Source organism: Streptomyces sp. NBC_00775 (assembly GCF_036347135.1).
GTDB lineage: Bacteria > Actinomycetota > Actinomycetes > Streptomycetales > Streptomycetaceae > Streptomyces > Streptomyces lutosisoli.
On sequence record NZ_CP108938.1, the window covers coordinates 237,511 to 255,577 of the forward strand.

Annotated in this window: 15 protein-coding genes and 5 pseudogenes; 8 read left to right on the forward strand and 12 right to left on the reverse strand. The window is 68.5% G+C overall.

The features are described 5' to 3' along the window. Window positions 1-251: 251 nt before the first annotated feature. Together OIC96_RS01205 and OIC96_RS01210 are read left to right on the forward strand one after the other, a co-directional pair. Window positions 252-2,435 (forward strand): hypothetical protein, encoded by a 2,184-nt coding sequence (locus OIC96_RS01205; protein WP_330309758.1) that lies wholly within the window; start codon window positions 252-254, stop codon window positions 2,433-2,435. Between the two features lie 255 nt (window positions 2,436-2,690). Continuing rightward, on the forward strand, window positions 2,691-3,059 hold the full coding sequence (locus tag OIC96_RS01210; protein WP_330309757.1) for a hypothetical protein: 369 nt from the start codon (window positions 2,691-2,693) through the stop codon (window positions 3,057-3,059). Window positions 3,060-3,098: 39 nt separating this feature from the next. On the opposite strand, the gene OIC96_RS01215 is transcribed toward OIC96_RS01210, so the two are convergent. The 6 genes and pseudogenes from OIC96_RS01215 to tnpA form a co-directional block, all read right to left on the reverse strand. Next, the gene (locus OIC96_RS01215) at window positions 3,099-3,914 is read right to left on the reverse strand and encodes a hypothetical protein (RefSeq protein WP_330309756.1); all 816 of its coding nucleotides are present in this window, start codon (window positions 3,912-3,914) and stop codon (window positions 3,099-3,101) included. Further along, complete coding sequence (locus OIC96_RS01220; protein ID WP_330309755.1) at window positions 3,911-5,176, reverse strand: glycosyltransferase family 4 protein; 1,266 nt, start codon at window positions 5,174-5,176, stop codon at window positions 3,911-3,913. Before OIC96_RS01220 ends, OIC96_RS01215 begins: the two co-directional genes overlap by 4 nt. Window positions 5,177-5,579: 403 nt before the next feature. After that, window positions 5,580-7,100 (reverse strand): FG-GAP-like repeat-containing protein, encoded by a 1,521-nt coding sequence (locus OIC96_RS01225; RefSeq protein ID WP_330309754.1) that lies wholly within the window; start codon window positions 7,098-7,100, stop codon window positions 5,580-5,582. Between the two features lie 296 nt (window positions 7,101-7,396). Then, a pseudogene (locus OIC96_RS01230) lies at window positions 7,397-7,585 on the reverse strand (IS5 family transposase); the annotation flags it as partial. 263 nt (window positions 7,586-7,848) lie between these two features. Then, entirely contained in the window at window positions 7,849-8,106 is a 258-nt protein-coding gene (locus OIC96_RS01235) for a hypothetical protein (protein WP_330309753.1), read from the reverse strand. A 668-nt stretch (window positions 8,107-8,774) separates the two neighbouring features. Further along, complete coding sequence (gene tnpA, locus OIC96_RS01240) at window positions 8,775-9,182, reverse strand: IS200/IS605 family transposase (protein ID WP_330309752.1); 408 nt, start codon at window positions 9,180-9,182, stop codon at window positions 8,775-8,777. Window positions 9,183-9,216: 34 nt separating this feature from the next. Here tnpA and OIC96_RS01245 point away from each other — a divergent pair, with 34 nt between their 5' ends. Next, window positions 9,217-10,440, forward strand: coding sequence for an RNA-guided endonuclease InsQ/TnpB family protein (locus OIC96_RS01245; RefSeq protein WP_330309751.1), 1,224 nt, complete (start codon window positions 9,217-9,219; stop codon window positions 10,438-10,440). Between the two features lie 419 nt (window positions 10,441-10,859). Here the strand turns inward: OIC96_RS01245 and OIC96_RS01250 are convergent, their stop codons facing one another. Together OIC96_RS01250 and OIC96_RS01255 are read right to left on the reverse strand one after the other, a co-directional pair. Next, on the reverse strand, window positions 10,860-11,600 hold the full coding sequence (locus OIC96_RS01250; protein ID WP_330309750.1) for a DUF6193 family natural product biosynthesis protein: 741 nt from the start codon (window positions 11,598-11,600) through the stop codon (window positions 10,860-10,862). 294 nt (window positions 11,601-11,894) lie between these two features. Further along, window positions 11,895-12,215, reverse strand: coding sequence for a hypothetical protein (locus tag OIC96_RS01255; RefSeq protein ID WP_330309749.1), 321 nt, complete (start codon window positions 12,213-12,215; stop codon window positions 11,895-11,897). A 31-nt stretch (window positions 12,216-12,246) separates the two neighbouring features. Between OIC96_RS01255 and OIC96_RS01260 the strand changes: the two genes are divergently transcribed. Beyond that, window positions 12,247-12,687: a VOC family protein gene (locus tag OIC96_RS01260; RefSeq protein ID WP_330309748.1), complete on the forward strand. Its 441-nt coding sequence runs from the start codon at window positions 12,247-12,249 to the stop codon at window positions 12,685-12,687. A gap of 300 nt (window positions 12,688-12,987) precedes the next feature. Then, window positions 12,988-13,233, forward strand: a complete 246-nt coding sequence (locus OIC96_RS01265; RefSeq protein WP_330309747.1) for a hypothetical protein — start codon at window positions 12,988-12,990, stop codon at window positions 13,231-13,233. Window positions 13,234-13,579: 346 nt separating this feature from the next. Here OIC96_RS01265 and OIC96_RS01270 read toward each other — a convergent pair whose 3' ends face one another. After that, window positions 13,580-14,176, reverse strand: a complete 597-nt coding sequence (locus OIC96_RS01270; protein WP_330309746.1) for a TetR/AcrR family transcriptional regulator — start codon at window positions 14,174-14,176, stop codon at window positions 13,580-13,582. A 116-nt stretch (window positions 14,177-14,292) separates the two neighbouring features. Between OIC96_RS01270 and OIC96_RS01275 the strand changes: the two genes are divergently transcribed. After that, complete coding sequence (locus OIC96_RS01275) at window positions 14,293-14,730, forward strand: nuclear transport factor 2 family protein (RefSeq protein WP_330309745.1); 438 nt, start codon at window positions 14,293-14,295, stop codon at window positions 14,728-14,730. A gap of 17 nt (window positions 14,731-14,747) precedes the next feature. Here OIC96_RS01275 and OIC96_RS01280 read toward each other — a convergent pair. Both OIC96_RS01280 and OIC96_RS01285 read right to left on the reverse strand, forming a co-directional pair. After that, window positions 14,748-15,259: pseudogene (locus OIC96_RS01280) on the reverse strand (transposase); the annotation flags it as partial. Continuing rightward, window positions 15,256-15,372: pseudogene (locus OIC96_RS01285) on the reverse strand (IS21-like element helper ATPase IstB); the annotation flags it as partial. The pseudogenes OIC96_RS01280 and OIC96_RS01285, both read right to left, overlap by 4 nt. Before the next feature lie 5 nt (window positions 15,373-15,377). On the opposite strand from OIC96_RS01285, the pseudogene OIC96_RS01290 reads away from it, so the two are divergent. Then, a pseudogene (locus OIC96_RS01290) lies at window positions 15,378-15,620 on the forward strand (transposase); the annotation flags it as partial. Window positions 15,621-15,707: 87 nt separating this feature from the next. Continuing rightward, window positions 15,708-17,235, forward strand: a pseudogene (locus OIC96_RS01295) (ISL3 family transposase). A 52-nt stretch (window positions 17,236-17,287) separates the two neighbouring features. Here OIC96_RS01295 and OIC96_RS01300 read toward each other — a convergent pair. After that, window positions 17,288-18,034, reverse strand: a complete 747-nt coding sequence (locus OIC96_RS01300; protein WP_330309744.1) for a phosphotransferase family protein — start codon at window positions 18,032-18,034, stop codon at window positions 17,288-17,290. Between the last annotated feature and the right edge of the window lie 33 nt (window positions 18,035-18,067).

Genomic DNA, 18,067 nt, shown 5'->3' on the forward strand with positions numbered 1-18,067 from the left:
TCTTCCTCCATGGTGCATCCCACCTTGACCTCGACGGTTGTTCCGCTCGCACCGCGACGCATCAGGTGCGGTGCGCCTGACGGGGGGGACGGCAGGGCGAACCGGGGCGCCTGTGTGATGAGCACCCGCGGCAGCACTGCCGCACCTGTTCTCGGCGTCCTGTCGGTTCTGGGACCGGCTTGTTCGTCACAGCCGGTAGCGTGGGCAACGAGACAGAGCCCTGCGAAAGACAAGAGCGGGAAACCATGCGGATGATCTTCAATCCCGCGGAGGAGAACGAGTACGAAGCGGTTCGTGGTCTTCTTGTCCACCGGTTCGAACAGTGGGCCTGGAAGAACGGGATCGACGCCGATCCGTTCGTCGTCGAAACCGCGCTGGACTACCGCCATCTCGGTACGCCGGACGGCAGGCTGGGGCTGTGGGACCAGCGGAACATCGAGGAGTTCCTGCTCGACTGGGTTCCGCGGACGGTGACCGTACTTCCCGACGAGGAGCCCGCCGATGCGCCGGGCACTCTGCGGTGCCTGCTGCGTTATCTGGACGCCGTCCATCTTGCCGATCCCCGAGGGGCGTCCCTGCCCGAGGTTCTGGAGGCCGTCGACGCGGCGGCGCCCCGCTACGCGGCGGCGATGGCCGACCGCAGCCTCTGGGGCCTGGCGAAGTTCTGGATCACTACCGCCGCGGAGCACGGCGTCGACGTCCACGACGAGCAGGCGTTGCAGGACTTCGTGGGGCGGGCACAGGGTGGCGAGGTGCCCTACGACCCGGAGGTGCTTCAGACCATCGTCGAGCGGCACGTGCGGAGTTCCGGGCCCGTACGGTCCGAGCCGCAGCTTCCGGTCGCGCTCCCGGGCGACGACGTCTTGCGGGAGCAGGCTGGCCGGTCACCGGTCCTGCGGCAGCTGCGCGAGCTGGCCGAGTGGGCGGGGCGCGACCGCAGAACGCTCACCGGTTCCGGCAGGCTGCGTCTGTCAGATGCCAAGGAACTCGTAGAGCGGCTGGATACCGGAGACGACACGGACTCGGTCCGCTCGTCCGCGGACCTGCCACGACTCAACCTCCTCGTGGAGTGGGCGAAGAAAGCCAGGCTTATACGAGTCGCCAAGGGGAGGCTGTGCGCGGTGGCCAAGGCCGAGCCTGTACTGAACGACCCGCTTGCACTGTGGCGGCGCGCGTTCGACGCGTTCCGTGAGCTGCCCAGCCCAGTGAGGGGCGGGCACGGCGGCAGGTACGGAGGATCCGTGCTGTTCGACGCGAACGACGTGTACGACGTCGTCCTGCCCGACGTACTGGCAACCCTCTACAGCCTCCTGTACCCCATGCCCTGGCCCGGGCTGCGGGACTCCGTCCACCTCGCCTACCGCTCGAGTTTCCTGCTCGAGGTCTTCGCCACGGGCTCCATCGGATTCGAACAGGCCGATGACGATCTGCGCGCCGTGCTGGGTGTTTTGGAGGAGCTCGGGGCGATCGAGTGCCATCAGGGGATGGCCGACCCTGTCTTTGCGGATCTGGCGATGCGCGAGAACGACCTCGAGGGGTGGGCCGGAGTACCGACCGAGGACGATGACGACTTTGAAACGCCCTCCGGCCTACTGCCAGGGATGCCGACCGGACTTGCCGGGCTGCTGGACGATGCCCTGTCGGGTGACGCCCTGTTGGACGGCGCCCCGCCCGATGACGCCCTTTTGAGTGACGCTCAGCTGGATAACGAGGCCACTCAGCGGGCCCGGAAACTGAAATCCGAACTGAGCTCGGGCCCGGTCGAGTTGATCCGTCTCACTGACCTCGGAACGGACTCCGTGCGCCGTCGGCTGCTGGCCGAAGGCCGGGATGCACCCCTGATCGGCGAGCTTGCCCCGGCCTCGCCGGCCGGCTTGCTGGGCGTCCTCGCCGATCACTACGATCCTGAGTCCGCCCGGGTGGAGCTCGCCGCGTGGATCGCCGTCCACGGCGACCGGTCCGCGGCACTGGAGCAGCTCGTCTGCGCGGTGCGGACCATGCCGTTCCGTACCCGGGCCGAGGCCATGCTGGACGTCCTCGTTTCAACGCTCGACGACGGGGAGCTCCTGCTGCGAAGCCTGCGTTCGGACCCCTCGCTGGCTCCCACCGCGCTGAGCCTCCTGGCCCGCCGTGAGATTCTCACCCCCGAGGACCTCACGGAGCCGGAAAGTCTGCTCATGGTCGCTGAAAGCCTGTTGCAGCTCTGTGAGGCGACCGGCGCCGACGGGGTGAGCGAGGTACTACGCCAACAGGGTCGCGAGGCCGAAGAGGCCCTCCGGGCCGCTCTGGCCTCCGGTCACCCGGACCGGGAGGGCCTCGCGGCCCTTCAGGCCCTCGCCGAGCGTGTGCCCCCGGAGCGCAAGGCCCACCTCGGCCTCGTCCAGCAGCGCGGCCACCGAAAGAACGGCAGACGGGGCGGCAAGCGGCGCCGCTGAGGACCAGCCGCTCAAGGGCGGCGCCGGCGGCCGAGTGACCGCATGACAACAAGTGCCGGCGAGTTCGAGAGGCACCCGGCGACGCCGCCCACGCCCATGATGCGCTCCGCCCGTGTCGGCGGCAGAGCGAGGGTGAGCGCGGCGTGTCGGCTTTTGGGGCCAGACGCTGTTCGGCGGCCAACTGGTCGAGCGTGACGAGTCACGGGCCGCGTAATGACCAAACTCCTGTTCAAGGTGAGTCGCTACCATCCCGGGATGGACCACCCCGCCCAGCAGTACTACAACCCGCATCTCACAGCAGTCGAAGAACGTACACTACTGCGGCGCAACTACCTCCTGCTCCAAACCGGGCAAGCCGCGCTGGGCCTCATCGGACCAGGCATGCTCGGCATGGCCGTCGAGGCCCGGTCAGACGTCGTCGTCATCCACTTCTCCATCGCCACTCGCACCAGCGAGCTCGAAGAAGACATCGACGACATCGTCTTCGAACTAGAGGCGTTCCTCGGGGGCGGGCCTGAGCAACACTCACAGATCGCCAGCCAAGTCCACGTCGGCCAACCCGACGGCACCTGGCCGGGACGGTCTCACGCCCTGCTCTACCTCGCGAAGTCCCCGACCGGGTAGATCAGATCCACAGGTCTTGACTATTTCTCCTCCGCAGCCTCAACCAGCCCTCCCCACCTCTACGGCCAGGTCGTTGTCAACTGTGTAGTAGGGGCGCAGGATGGCACCGCCGACGGTGACCGGTGGGTAGACGAACACCTCCTTGCGGTCCGCCACGTCGTCGAGGAGGCGGGCGACCCGGATGAGAGGTGCTTCCGACGCCGGCTGGATGAAGACGTCCCAGACGCCGCTCCCGGCGCTCACCTCGGCGGCCAACTCCTCGTAGTCGACTGTGAAGGAGAAGCTTCGGTCGTCGTTTCCGGCCTGTGGCTGCAGTGTGCGTACCGTGCCGCCGGCCCGCAGGCGCAGGCGTACAACGGCTCCCTCCAGGAGCGAGGTGCCGTGCAGGCGTGCGCGGACCGTCATCGACCGGTCCGTGACGTTGATGCCGTCGACCTCCGCGTGGGCGGGGCGCAGCCAGGATCGCACGGCGAGGTATCCGTCCTTGGTGACGTACGGGATCCGGACGGCCAGCGGTGACGGCCAATCACGGAGGTGTCCCACAACGAGTGCCCGCAGGTCGCGAAGGCCTGGGCGCACACGCTGCCGCTCGGAACTCGGGTCCCGGAGCAGATACACGTCCCACCGGCCCTCCGGGAGAACGGGTTGCGGGCCCAGGACGGCGCGTCGGCGACCGTCGGCGGCGGGCTCCAGGCCGAGGGTACGGAAGGCCTTTTCGGACTGTCCCTTCTTCGGGCGCCAGCGCAGCAGCAACTGCTGTCCGTCGGCCGGCCCCGGCGGCAGGTCGAAGGTGATCCGGCCGTTCGCATCGACCGCGCAGCCAACGCGTGGTTGCCCATCGTGTTCCGCGCTCACCGCCGTCCCCTCCGAACCAGGCGCAGTGCGTGGCCGGCCGCGGTGAATGCCGCGTCGCGGGCGGCGAAGCCCTGGCCGGCCAGGACGCGGTGAACGCGGGCGCGTTCTTGCGCGATCGGTCGCCCTGCCCTTCTCGCCGAGACCGCCTCGGCGAGCAGTCGCTCGGCCTGCTCGACCACAGGACCGGGAGCGAACCGCCGCGCGTTCTCCAAGGCCGAACGGCCCGAACGACGGCGCCGCTCGTCATCCCGGACCAGTTCCAGCAGGGCGGCGCCCAGCGCGTCACGGTCCCCGACCGGCACCAGTCGGCCGTCGACGCCGTCTTCGATGATCTCACCGGGTCCATAGGGGCAGTCGGTGCTCACCACCGGCAGGCCGCAACGCATCGCCTCGACGATCGTCATGCCGAACGGCTCGAAGTTGGAGGCAGCCGCACCGATGGAGCCCTTGACCCACTCTGCCTCCATGGGGGTCGCCGCCCCCATCAGGAAAACGTTGTTCCACAGGCCGAGATCGGCGATGAGCTGCCGCAGCCGAGCGTGCTCCTCACCCTTGCCGTAGATGCGCAGATGCCAGTCCGGGTGTTCCGCAGCCACCACCGCGAAGGCCTCGATGAGCAGGTCGTAACGTTTCACCGGGACCAGCCGGCCGGCTGCGACGACCACCTTCGCGGCACCATCCGCAGCCGGCAGCGCCGGATCCGGCACGCTGTTGGGGAGTGCCTCCACCCGTACACCAGGCAGCCTCATCTTGCGCCGGTAGGAGGCGGCGTCCGCCTCGGTCACCGTGGTGAGCGCGTCGAGCCGGCGGTAGGCCCGGCGCAGCGTGTTGCGCAGCCGTGGCGGGTGGTTGTCCAGGGTGAGGTGCTCCTGCCCGATGCGTACGACGTGTCGCGGAGACTGAAGCGCGAGATGCACATTGAGCCCCGGCCGGGTACCGATCACCACGTCGGCGTCGATCGTGGCCAGACACCCGCCGATCCGCTGGTCGGTCAACTCGCTGTACTGCAGGTACCGGTACTCGGCGCGGGGGAACACCCTCGCCGGTCTCAGATGCAGCGGATGCTCCTTCTCCTGCCTGAGGTCCACCAGCGGCCGCAGCGACACCCTCGGGTCCAGGGTTAAGTTCGGGTGCTCCCGGTGCCGCAGCACAGAGACGATCTCCACCTCGTGGCTCTCGGCCAGGGCGTGGGCCAGGTTGAAGGTGGTGGTGATCGTGCCTCCGATCCCGTAGGCGTTGTGGAGCAGGAAAGAGATCTTCATGGCGGCTTAGACCAAGACAACTCCCTTACGGTTGCTCCCTGTTACCGCTTCGTAGTGGCCGCTCGATGCGGAGACACGCATTCAAGGAGATGGCTGCCCAGTGGCAAGGACTCCCGCCCTGAGCGTCACTACGTCAGCTCGGCCTGCCCGGCCCCGTTGATCAGGACGCGACGCAGCCTGGCAGCCCGAAGGCCGGCAAGACACTGGTGTCGCCGAGGGGATAGAAGTGAAGGTGATCGTTTTTCCCGTTCGGTCCGGCGTCGGATGGACGCCGAACCGAACGGCAAATGAGAGATCGTCAGGCGGCTGCCGCGAGGGAGGCCAGGACGGGCATCACCCTCACGACCCGCGGCCTCACCCGCCGAAACCGCCAAAACGAGAGGCCCACTGGATGTGGTCGCCGTCAGTCGGCCACCGAGGCTCCGAACAGGGCCCCGGTCGCGGGCAGGCCCATGGTGGACGGGCCGAACGAGAAGGAACCGCTCGCGGTGATGCCGCTGGAGGTGGCCGAGAAGACCCACGCGGCACCGTTGTTCGCGTTCTCCGCCCAGTCGCCGACGACCAGGCCGTCCTTCTTGTCGCCGTTGGCGTCGACGAGGGCGGTCTCGCTGCCGAAACGGTCCAGCTTCTCGGCGGTGCCGGGCACCCCGGCGGTGTTCTGACTGAACGACTTGATGCCGGTGGTGGTCAGACCGTTCACGCTGCCGCGCAGCACGAGCACGGTGCCGGCGTCGGTGAGGCCGTCGAAGTCCTCGCCGGGCAGGCCGGTCGCCACGTCGGGGTAGCCGTCGCCGTTGGTGTCGCCGATCGACAGGGCCGAGCCCATGCCGTCATGCCACTCCCCCACGCCCGGTACGCCCGCGGTGTCCTGGTTGATCCACACCGGCTTGCGGGTGGTGGACACGCCGTTCGGGCCGCCGTGGACGACGGCGATCGCACCGCCCTTGACCGGGTAGCCGACGTCGTAGTCGGTGCCGTCGACGGAGTGGCCGACGACGATCTCGGCGTGACCGTCCTTGTCGAGGTCGCCGATCTCGACGTCGTCGCCGCGGATGAGACGGCCCTGGGCGTCCTTGAGAAGGCCCTTGTTCGTGAACCCGGAAGGACCGCCCACCAGCAGGGCGACCCCACCGGTACCGATCTCGCCGTCCAGCTGCCTGGCGCTGACGGCCAGATCGGCAATGCCGTCGCCGGTCACGTCACCGGCGGCCATCGCGATGGCGTACCACTCCTCGCCGGGGAAGAGCGTGAACCGGGTCGTCCTCGCGCTGCCGCCGTCCCGCTTGAATGGGCCGTGCAGCACCGAGCCGTCGCCCGGCGTGTTCTCGTCGCCGTAGTCGTCGCCCGACGCCGCCACGTCCGGGTTCTTGTCCCCGTCGACGTCGGCGACCACGAAAGAGCCGCGGGAGTTCGCCGGCACGTTCCTCAGCAGGATCGGCGTGACGGACAGCCCCTTGGGGCCGCCCCAGTTGACGGCCAGGAAACGTCCGTCGTAGCCGCTGATCGGCGACATGTCCACGAGCGACAGCAGGTCGGCATAGCCGTCCCGGTCGAGGTCGCCGCTCTGCAGGTCGCTGCCGTAGCGCGTCTGTGGCTGCGCCGTCGACCGGCTCGACCAGGTCAGCACCTGCTTGCGCGAGGTCGACAGCCCGCTGGACGAGCCGTACAGCACGCTGACGGCACCCGCCTTCGCCTGCCCGTTCAACGTGGTGCCCGGCGCGCCGATCGCCAGGTCGGGGTAGCCGTCGCCGTTGAAGTCGTCGTGCAGGCGCTTGGTGCTGGGCGTGGTGGCGGTCGTCGCGGTGGTCGTCGCGGCCGGGGTGGCGGCGTTGACGACGGGAACCAGCACGGCACCGCCGACCAGGGCGATACCGGTGGCGAGGACGAGCCGTCTGCGGCGCCGGGGAAGGGAACGGGAAGCCATGGTTGTCCTGACGTAGGCGGAGAATAAGGCGCGTGGGCGGGGGATCAGCGCGGGAACGCGTCGCCGAGCCAGGCGCCACTCGCGACCGTGCCGAGAGTGCGGGCGCCGAAGGAGATGGAGCCCTTGGCCATGACACCGGCGGACCCAGAGCGGAACACCCATACGGCACCGGCGTACACGTCCTCACGCCGCCCAGTACGACTCGCCAGAGAGACAGTTGGTTGTGCCGGGGTACGCCGCGAATTTACCCGCCGTTAAAAGAGCGTTTCGTCCTGGCGATGGCGTTTGGTTCGGAGTCAGGTGTCGCACCAGTTCGGGGTGGATTCGCGGGTCAGTCGTCTGCTTATGAGGTCGATCATCGCGAGGCGGATTATGGCTTCGGAGCGGTGCGGGTGGGTCTCGTAGTCGCGGGCGAGGCGGCGGCGGTGCATGAGCCGGCCGAAGGTCCGCTCGACGCCCCAGCGTCGCGGGATCACCTTGTTTCCAGGCCAGGCCATCCGGGCGACGACGTCCTCCCAGTTGGTGAGGTCCTCGGCAGCCCACGTGCGGCGCTCGAACTCGGTGGGATCGGGCGCTCCGGTGTGCTTCACGTAGGACGGGTGGTCGGCCAGGGCCTGAGCGGCGTAGTCCAGGGGGATGCCGCCGTGCGCGACGGCCCACCCCCACACAGCCAACGCTTCGATCAGTACGGGCCGTTCGGACGGGGGGTTAGGGTGGAAGGCCACGATCAGAGGGACATCTCAAGCCCCTACCACCAGCTCTCCGACGACCACACAGGCCCCTGCAACGCGGGGGTCACGGAGACCGGACCGTCCTCGACGAACGTCGAAAGCTCGGCACGGAAACGAAGACCCTCCTCGGCCCAATCACGGACCCCCAGCAACTCCGGCCGGGACGCCCCCACGATGACCTGCGCGGACTCGTTGCCCGTCCAGAGCTTCTCGCTGACCTTGTCTACCGGCGCGACAACCACCCGAAGCCACCGGGCGAGCCCGTTCGCGGACACCTGGCCACCCAGAGTCCGGCCCCTCCAGCCCTCAGCCTGCACCCCATCCACGGCCTGGCAACCGAACGCGTCCGCAGACCGCACGAACATCGCCTGGAGGCGCTGAAGAACCACCTGAGAGGGCTCCCACATCGGCACTTTGTCCCCGCAGATCGACCGTCTCTCCTCCGAGCCAGCTTTCCAGAGACGCGTCCCCAGTGTGCTCAGAGCGTCTCCTGCCGATCGCAAGACCGATTCAGGAGTATCGCCGAGGTGAGTCCACAAGAGGCCATGAGGTGATCCCGAAGCCCCAGCACCCCAGCACGCCCTGGCGGTGCCGGCAGGACCGAGAACCGTCACACCGCGGCCGGCAGGTCCCACCACACTGGCAACGGTCCGCTGGGGGGTTATCCCCCGTTCCGATCGTGGGGTGCATCGGATCGCGTCCCGTTGGGGGCGAAACTAGCGTTCGGCCATGACTTCGACCCTGCGCAAGTACCTTGCCGTGGCACTCGGTGTCGCTACCGGGATTCATTCGCAGTGCTCCGGCCTTCAGGCCGGGGGTGAAGCGAATCTGATGGTGGCGACGCGGAGCGTCGCGGATTCCGGTCCGGCGGAGCCGGATGCCGCGTATTCACCACCGTGGCGCGGAGCGCCGCGATGGCTGGTCCGGCGGAGCCGGGCGATGCTCACACCGGCCGGTGCTGCTGTTCGATGTACTGCTTGACCACCGAGAGCGGGGCGCCGCCGACGGTGCCGGCGAAGTAGGAACCGGACCAGAGCTTGTTGGCCCGCCAGTAGTGGCGTACCAGGTCGGGGAATTCCTGGCGCAGGCGGCTGGGGGAGACGCCCTTGAGGGAGTTGACGAGTTTGGTGACGGCGACCTTGGGCGGGAAGTTCACCAGGAGGTGGACGTAGTGGTCCTCGCCGTCGAACTCCACCAGCTCGCCTTCGAAGTCCGCGCACACCGACCGCATGATCTCCTCCATCCGCGTCAGGTGATCGTCCGTGAATACGTTGTGCCGGAACTTTGTCACGAAGACCAAGTGCACATGCATCACGAAAACACAGTGCCGACCACTTCTGATCTTCTGCATGCCGCCGGTAACTCAAGTGCCTAGCGTGGCGGTCATGCAGCTTCGGTACGGCTTCCGCCTGTACCCGGATGCCGGTCAACGCGCCGCGCTGGCGCGGGCGTTCGGGTGCGCCCGCGTCGTGTTCAACGACGCGGTGCGCGCCCGGGAGGACGCCCGCAGAGCGGGCGAGGCCTTCCCGGCGGCCGGTGAGTTGTCCAAGAAGTTGATCACTGAGGCGAAACGGACCGAGGCCCGGTCCTGGCTGGGTGAGGTCTCCGCCGTCGTGCTCCAGCAGGCGCTGCGCGATGTGGAGGCCGCTTACAAGAACTTCTTCGCCTCCCTCAAGGGTGAGCGGCAGGGCGCGAAGGTGGGTGCGCCCCGGTTCAAGTCCCGCAAGGACAGGCGGCAGTCGATCCGCTTCACGGCCAACGCCCGCTGGTCGATCACCGATTCCGGGCGGCTGAACCTGCCGAAGATCGGGGCGGTGCGGGTGAAGTGGTCACGGACTCTGCCCACACAGCCCTCTTCGGTCACCGTGATCAAGGACGCGGCCGGGCGGTACTTCGCCTCCTTCGTCGTCGACACCGATCCGCACGCCGACGCCACCCGGATGCCCGAGTCCGACCAGATGGTCGGCATCGACCTCGGCCTGACCCATTTCGCGGTCCTGTCCGACGGCACGAAGATCGACTCCCCCAGGTTCCTGCGCCGCGCGGGGAAGAAACTCAAGAAGGCCCAGCGGGAGTTGTCCCGCAAACAGAAAGGCAGCAAGAACCGCGAGAAGGCCCGCCTGAAGGTCGCCCGCGCCCACGCACAAGTGACCGATGCCCGCCGGGAGTTCCACCACCAGCTCTCCACTCAGCTGATCCGCGACAACCAAGCGATCGGTGTGGAAGACCTGGCGGTCAAAGGACTCGCGCGCACCAGACTGGCCAAGAGTGTCCACGACGCCGGATGGTCGGCGTTCGTGGCCATGCTGGAGTACAAGGCGGCCCGGTACGGCCGGACCCTGGTCAAGATCGGCCGGTTCACACCGACCTCCCAGGTCTGCTCGGCCTGCGGGGCCAAGGACGGGCCCAAGCCCCTGAACGTCCGGGAATGGACCTGCACCGCCTGCGGGACCCTCCATGACCGGGACCACAACGCCGCGATCAACGTGAAAACGGCCGCCGGACTGGCGGTTGCAGCCTGTGGAGCGCAGGTCAGACCAGGACTCGTCCTGGCACAGCGCGACGAAACAGGAAGCCACGGATTCTCTCCCGAACCCCGTGCCGCGTAGCGGCACAGCAACGGACGAGAAGGCCAGAATCCTCGGGCTTCAGCCCGAGGAGCAAGTCAAGTTGCTCGCCGCAGAGGCGGCCACCGCCGTCGCCCAGCCCGCCAGTCCCTCTCCCCTGGAGCAGTTACGCCAGGACACCGAGGCGATCCACGCCCTCGGTGTCAGCGGCGTGCAGGCCCGCGTGATCGCGTCTGATGGAAGGGCAGTCGGTCGCCACCAGCGGCACCGCAGACCTGAACACCGGCCGCCCGGTCTCTTCCGACGGCTACTTCCCAGTCGACGCGCTTGAGGTTCTCGATCAGCTTTCGCCGCCGGTCCCACTCGGCCCACTGCGACTGAGCAGCTCAGGTGGCACCGTTTGCCAAGTCCGGTGCGCAGTCCGCTGCTGCGCTGTCGACCGAGCCGTTTGCCGGGCGGGATCATCCGCCGAGCGTGGTTGGGCCGAGGCCGGACGGCAGCTGGCGCACTGCCACTGCCACGGCCTCCTGCGCTGTGGCGAATTGGCCAAGGTCCTGGCTGATGAAGCCTTTGCCCACTCCGTACGTGCCGTCGCTGTTGGCGCTCAGGCATGGTTCGACGACAGTCAGGTCCGGGCGGGTGGTGGTCGAGAAGCGCAGTGCCCAGTGGCTCGTGAATGGGTAGAGGGCGCGCAGCGCGTGCTCGGCGTGCGCCGCCTCGATCAGGTTGAGGTACGTCTCCCGCCAGGCGTATTCCAGTTCGGCCGCCTCCTGGCGCTTGCCCTGCCATTCGGATTCCGTCAAGCGCGCGGGATCGTTGTCGGGTACCTCGAACCGGCCGGTCAGGTGCACGAAGGGTGCCGCCTGTCGGATGTCGTCCAGGGTCGCCCCGTCGTGCCACGCTCGGGCGGCCCTGGCGACCTCCGCCAGGTCGTCCGTCGTGCCATCGATGAGGGGCATGCTCTGGAACGGTTCCTGACCGCGGATCGACCACCGCCGTTCGTGCGACCAGGCGCTGATCGCCAGCGGCTCGCGGTGCGGCAGGGTACTTGCGACGGCCGCGTGGCGCAGCGGAGCGAAGTCCGGGGACGTAATGGGGACGGCACCAAGGCAGCCGTCCGCCTCGGCCCGGAGCGCTGCGGCGAGGCTGCCGCAGGCCGCGACGTCGGGGTACAGGACGGAGGGATCGGGAGGGGTAGGCACGGCTCCTGATTGTGCCCGAGTCGCCGATTCCCAGGGCAGGCGGATGGCGCGCCAGCGGCCTGGGCGGCTCCACTCAAGGTGCTGATAGCACCCGGTCAAGGCCGTGCAGGACCCCGCCCGCTGTGCCAGCTGAGGTGCTCCAGGTGCCAACTGAGCTGGTCAGCTGCCAACTGAAGTGCACAGTCTCACCCACTCCATCGCCCACAGGCCGGCTATCTGGTGCCCGGCCTGCCAGTCCATGCAGTGCACGTGCTCAATCAGGCTCCTCATCAGCCCGGCGGCTTCCACGGAGAGTCACGCGGAGTGCGAGCGCATCAGCAGATCCGCGGCCCGGTTGGTGAACTGCCACCAGCCGAGCAGCTGATGGGCGACGTCCTGCTTCTCACGCAGGCCTTCGGGGTTCGACCCGCCGATGGCGGATGCCTGCCCGGCCCGGCTGAGCGTCGGTGTTGGCCCGGCAGGACAGTGAGAGGGTCTCTGGCCTGCGGTGTTTTCGTCCGAGGCGGTACGGCTGGCGTGTGACGTGCACTGCTGCGTCGAGAGGTTCTCGAAGAGGATGTGGCAGAGGATGTCGAGAACGGCCTGGCTGCTCCATCTCAGGGCAGATGCGGCCACCGTGGCCGCACCACACCAAGGAGGACCCAGCATGACGATCCAGCGCATGGACAACGTCCTCATCGTTGTCGACGACCTTGACGCTGCTATTGCGTTCTTCCTCGAACTTGGCATGGAGCTGGAGGGCAAGATGCCCATCGAGGGACGTTGGGTGGACCGTGTCATCGGGCTTGATGGCGCCCGACAGGACATCGCCATGCTGAGGACCCCGGACGGCCACGGCAGGCTTGAGCTGACGAAGTTCCACACGCCGAAGGCGATCAGCGCCGAGCCGGCAATCGCACCGCCGAACACGCTGGGCATTCGTCGCATCATGTTCGCCGTCGACGACATCAAGGACGTCCTTGCCCGCCTGCAAACCCATGGAGCCGAACTCGTCGGCGAGGTGGAGCAGTTCGAGGACAGCTATCTGCTCTGTTACGTCCGCGGCCCCGAGGGCATCCTCGTCGGACTGGCCGAGCAGCTCAGCTGAAGGCTGCTGAAGGGGCCGTGCACCCAAAGAATCATCCGGGCACCCGCGTCTGGGAGCTGCGCCGGACCGCCGGTCGCGCACGCACCCGGGATGGCGCCGGCGAATCGACAGGCACTCAGGTCGACATCCTTCAGCGCCAGGTGCGCGGCATCCACCCTGTCCACTGATGCCAGACGCACACCGGGGGCTGGCCGGACAGCTCCACTTCCGGCAGCGGGCAATCCAATCCGTGGCGGAGAAAGGGATCGGGGCGGGCAGCAACCGTCACCGGGTACTGACGCTGTCTACGACTATCTGGTTGTGGCCGACCACCGCTCGCTGCTCGGCCGCGACCCGGCGCAGGCGGTGGTCTACCTGAGGCAGAACGGTTTCGACGACGTCGGTGCGTTCGTCGCCTTCGACCTGCGGCTCGACCGCCCCGGCCCTCCGGTGCTGCCGCCGGAGGCGGCCCGGGTCTACACGTTGCCCGCCGCGTGGCGGCCACCGAGCGCGGTCGGCATATGGCCGGGCTCGTTGTCGGTGCCGTTGTGGCAGCGGACTTCCTGACGTCTTTGGCCACCTATCGCTGGACGTCACCATGCGACACGGATCGGCGTGTGGTTGCAGCAGTTCGCGGTGATGCACCGCGCCGGCGCCGGCATCATTTCCGGCAGGCGGCCGGTGTCCTGGGCGCGCAGGCTGGTCCTGTGGTGGCTAGGGGGTCAGCCATCGGCCCCGCCAAAGGCGAGTTCAACTGGGCCCAGTTCGCGGATGATTCGTGACGTTCAGACGTCGTGCGGTGGCCCCGGAGGGCGGCTCGATCTGGGACCACCTCTGACGGGGACGGGGCGAGGGGAGCGGCTGAACGGGACTCAGTGCGTGCGGTGATCGCCGAAGCCTCGGGCCAAACACCTCACGCCCTGTTCCCGTCGGTGTTGGTGTGGCGAGGGTGCAGGCAGTCGAAGACGATCTCCGCCAGCCTCCCGGGCCGGTCATTCGTGCCTCGTCGGCGGCTGGCCGTCAGTGCGGCCACGACGATGGCCTGCACATCGGCTGCGTCCACGTCGTTGCGCACCACCCCGGCCTGCTGGGCGCGGGCGAGGAGTGCGCCGAACAACTCGCGTAGCTGTGCCGCCACTTCCTCGGTTGCGGCGCCCATGGGGGCGCCCGCTGCCGTGATGGCTTCGGTCAGGTCCTGCTTCGCATCGGCCTCGGCGGTCATCCGAGCGAGGAAGGCGAAGAACGCCGGCCCGGCCTCCGCTTCGGCCAGGGCGGCGCGGACGTCGAGTGTCAGCTGCTCGAGGTGCTCGCGCACGACTGCTTCGAACAGCGCTTCCTTGGTGGCGAAGTGGCGATGGACCGTGCCGGGCCCAACCCCAGCCCGGCGGGCGATCTCGTCAAGGGAGACCGAGATGCCCTCGGCGGCGAAGGCCGTGCGGGCCGTTTGCAGGATGCGCTCCCGGTTGCGGCGTGCGTCGGCGCGCAGGGGGCGCTGCGGCTCGGTGGTCAAGTGTCCTCCAGGGACAGGGACTTGTGACTTGAGGCGTTGATATACGGGGCCTACGCCCCGTATATTCAATCACGTAACCGGGGCGATCGCCCCGGTTACGTCGAGAGGAGTGTCCCATGACCACTGGCGCACCGCGCGAAGTCCTCCAGCTTTTCCTCCGCCTCACCGCCGACGGGCCCAACGAGGCGATGGCCGACCTGTTCACCACGGACGCCGTCCTCGAGATGCCCTACTTGCCCCCGGGCGCACCCGCGCAGGAGCCGGGGCGGGACGCCTTCCGGGCGCACCTGCAAGAAGGGGCAAAGCTGCAGAAGTTCACCGCCGTGGACCACGTCCACGTCCACGAGACGGCCGATCCCGAACTTGTCATCGCCGACTACCGCCTCCATGGCCGAATCCTGGCCACCGGGAAGCAGTTCACCTTCGACATGGTGCAGTTCGTCCGCGTCAGGGACGGCCTGATCACCTGGTCACGCACCTATTCCAATCCGCTCGACGGGGCGATCGCCTTCGACGCGACCGAGGGACTGCTCGCCGCCATCACGGCTGCTTAGACCGACCGGCAAATGGATCACTTGAGGCGGCGTGTGGTGGGACGCTGATCCCAGCGGTAGTGAATGGTGGCGTGGCGGATCAGCATGCGGAGAGTGACCAGTGCTGCGGCCAGGTGGAGGTAGAACTCGACGACGGTGCTGCTCTTCTCGGTGCAGCGTCGCAGCTTGCCGTAGCTGTTCATCCACGAGTGCGTTCTTTCCACGACCCACCGCTTGCCGGCCTGGATCGGGGCGGCCACGCCCTTGCGGGCGATCTCGCTGGTGAGCCCAACTCCCGGAGCAGAGCGCGGGACGTGTTGCTGCCATAGCCCCGGTCGAGGTTGACGTTCACGTCGTCCGGCAGTGGCCCGACCTGGGCCATTGCTGCGTGGAGCGTCGGTCCGAGCAGGGGCGAGTCATGGCGGTTGGCTCCCGCCGCGACCAGGCCGAGCGGGACGCCGCGGGCATCAGTGGAGACCGAGCGTTTCAGGCCCTGCTTCCCGCGGTCCACCGGGGACCGGCCCGCACTCTGGCCGCCACACGGGGGCCTTGGCGGGTGATGGTCTTGCCGAGCTGCTTGTCATCGGCGGCCTCGACGAGCTCGTTCACCAGTGCTGCGGCGGTGGTGTAGCGGACGCGGTAGCCGGCCATTGCGGCCGCGGTCGATGGAGATCCGCCGCACCGTCTGCACGACGAACGCCATCGAGAGCGTGAACGCCCGCATCCGCCGGGCCGTCCGGGTCCGCGGGCCCTTCCCGTCGGAGGCGGCCGCGTTGAAGTGCGTCTACCTCGCGGTAATGAGCCTCGACCCGACAGACACCGGTCGCAAGCGACGGACCAGCCGCTGGAAGCGAGCCCTGCAGGCATTCGACATCGCCTTCGACGGGCGCCTCTCAGCAACCCGCGTATGAGACCAACTACCCCAGTCACACTGTTAAGTTGAGTCTGGCCCGTAGTCGGTGGTGACGCTGGGTGCTGTCCGTGGTCATGATCTTGTGATGGATCTCAACTCCCTTGTTGCGACGGTGTTTTCCGGGCTGTCGGTGCTGGTCATCCAGGACGTGACGGATGGCGGTCACGCGGTTGTGGTCACGGCCCAGACCCGGGATGTGGCGGTTCCGTGTCCGATGTGCGGAACGCCAACGGCGAAGGTGCATGGGTACCACGGTCGGACGGTGGCGGACGTGCCGGTGGACGGCCGCCCAGTCGTCGTCTACCTGCGTGTTCGGCGTCTGGCTTGTCCGGTCCTGGACTGCGGGCGGCAGACATTCCGTGAGCAGGTCCCGGGGCTGTTGGAACGTCATCAGCGTCGGACGGTGCGTCTGGTCGGCCAGATATCCGAGGTGGCGCGGGAGTTATGCGGCCGTGCGGCCTCCCGTCTCGCCCGCGTCCTGGCTGCGCCGGTGTCCCGCAGCACGGCCCTGTGTCTGCTGCTGCGTCTGCCCCTGCCGCGGCAGACGGTTCCGCGGGTGATCGGCGTCGACGACTTCGCTCTGCGTCGCCGCCACCGCTACGCCACGATCATCATCGATGCCGAGACCGGCAGGCGCGTCGCGGTGCTGCCCGACCGCGAGGCCGCGACGTTGGAGTCCTGGCTGCGCGAACACCCCGGTGTCGAGGTCGTCTGCCGCGACGGATCAGCCGCCTACGCCGAGGCCGTCCGCCGCGTTCTGCCCGACGCGGTGCAGGTCAGCGACCGATGGCATCTGTGGCGCAACCTGTGCGACAAGGCCCTGCTCGAGGTCCGCGCGCACGCCGGCTGCTGGGCCACCATCAACCCGCCCCGTCCCGGCGGGGTCCGCGGGCAGACCACCCGCGAACGCTGGAACAAGGTCCACGCCCTGCTCGACCAGGGCGTCGGCCGGCTCGACTGCTCCCGCCGCCTGGGCGTGGCCCTGAACACCGTCAAACGCTACGCCCGCATGCCCGAACCCACCGCCCTGCGCATAGCCCCCGCCTACCGGCCCACCCTCGTCGACCCCTACCGCGAGCATCTACGTGTTCGCCGTGCCGCCGATCCCGCCGTCCCCGTCACCCAACTACTGCGGGAGATCCGGGAATTGGGCTATCCCGGCAGCGCCAACCTGCTGGTCCGCAATCTCAACCAGGGCCGCGCCGAAGGCGACCGCCCCGTCACGACCCCGCGCCGGCCGCCTGCTGCTCACCGATCCTGAAAATCTGCGGCCGAAGGAAACGGCCCTGTTGGAGAAGATCACCGCGGCCTGCCCGGAGATGACCCAACTCGCCGATCTCGTACGCGGCTTCGCTGCCCTGCTGAAGCCTGCCGAGGGCAACGACGTGAAACTCACCAAGTGGATCACGTCCGCCCACGCCGTCGCCCTGCCCCACCTGCACGGTTTCGCCAACGGCCTCGAAATCGACCGGCTCGCCGTGAACGCCGGCCTCACCTTGCCCTACCACAACGGCCGCACCGAAGGCGTCAACACCCGCACCAAGAGGATCATGAGACAGATGCACGGACGCGCAGGGTTCGACCTCCTCCAGCACCGCATCCTCCTGCCCTGAGGGACACTCAGCGTCACCACCGACTACGGGACAGACCCGGGCCCGCGCAGCCTCACATCCGGGATCTCAGCACGTCGACCTCACAGCCCGGCGCGAACGGGTCGAAGCCGTGCTCGGTCAGCCAGCGAACCACCAGCAGGCTTCGGAACGACCACCACGCGTTGATCACGTCGAGGTCAATGTCGGTGCCGTAGCCGGCGACGACGTCGTCGAGGTGCTCCTCGTGTCCGAGCGTGAAGGTGGCGAGGTCATACAGGGCATCACCCTGGCCGGCCTCGGACCAGTCGATGATGCCCGTGACCTCGTCGCCGTCGACGAAGACGTGCGCGATCTGCAGGTCGCCGTGCGTGAACGCCGGGGTCCACGGCCGGAGCGCGGCCTCGGCGACCTGCCGGTTGCGGGTGACCAGGTCGGCGGGCAGGAGGCCGTTCGTCACGAGCGACTCGCACTCGTCGTCGAGTTCCGCCGCCAGCGCGACGATGCTCCGGCCGGCCTGGCCGGGCCGAGGCGGCAGCGGCGCGTCGTGCAGCTTCCGGATGGCGGCGCCCGCCGCGGCCCACGCCGCCGGCGACCCGGTCGACGGCCCGCCGAGGCGCCCAAGCGTCGTCCCCGGGAGTGCGGCGATCGCGAGCACGTGCGGCTTGCGCCACAGGACCTCCGGGGTCGGGACCGGCGCGAGGGACATCGCCTCGACCTCGACGTCGATGCGCGCCTGATCGGCGTCCACCTTCAAGAACACGCCGCCGACGCGCAGGGTCGCGCGCTCGGAATGGGCGACAACGACTTTGACCTCATCCATGGGCGACCAGTATCCCGGGGACGATCGCCGACG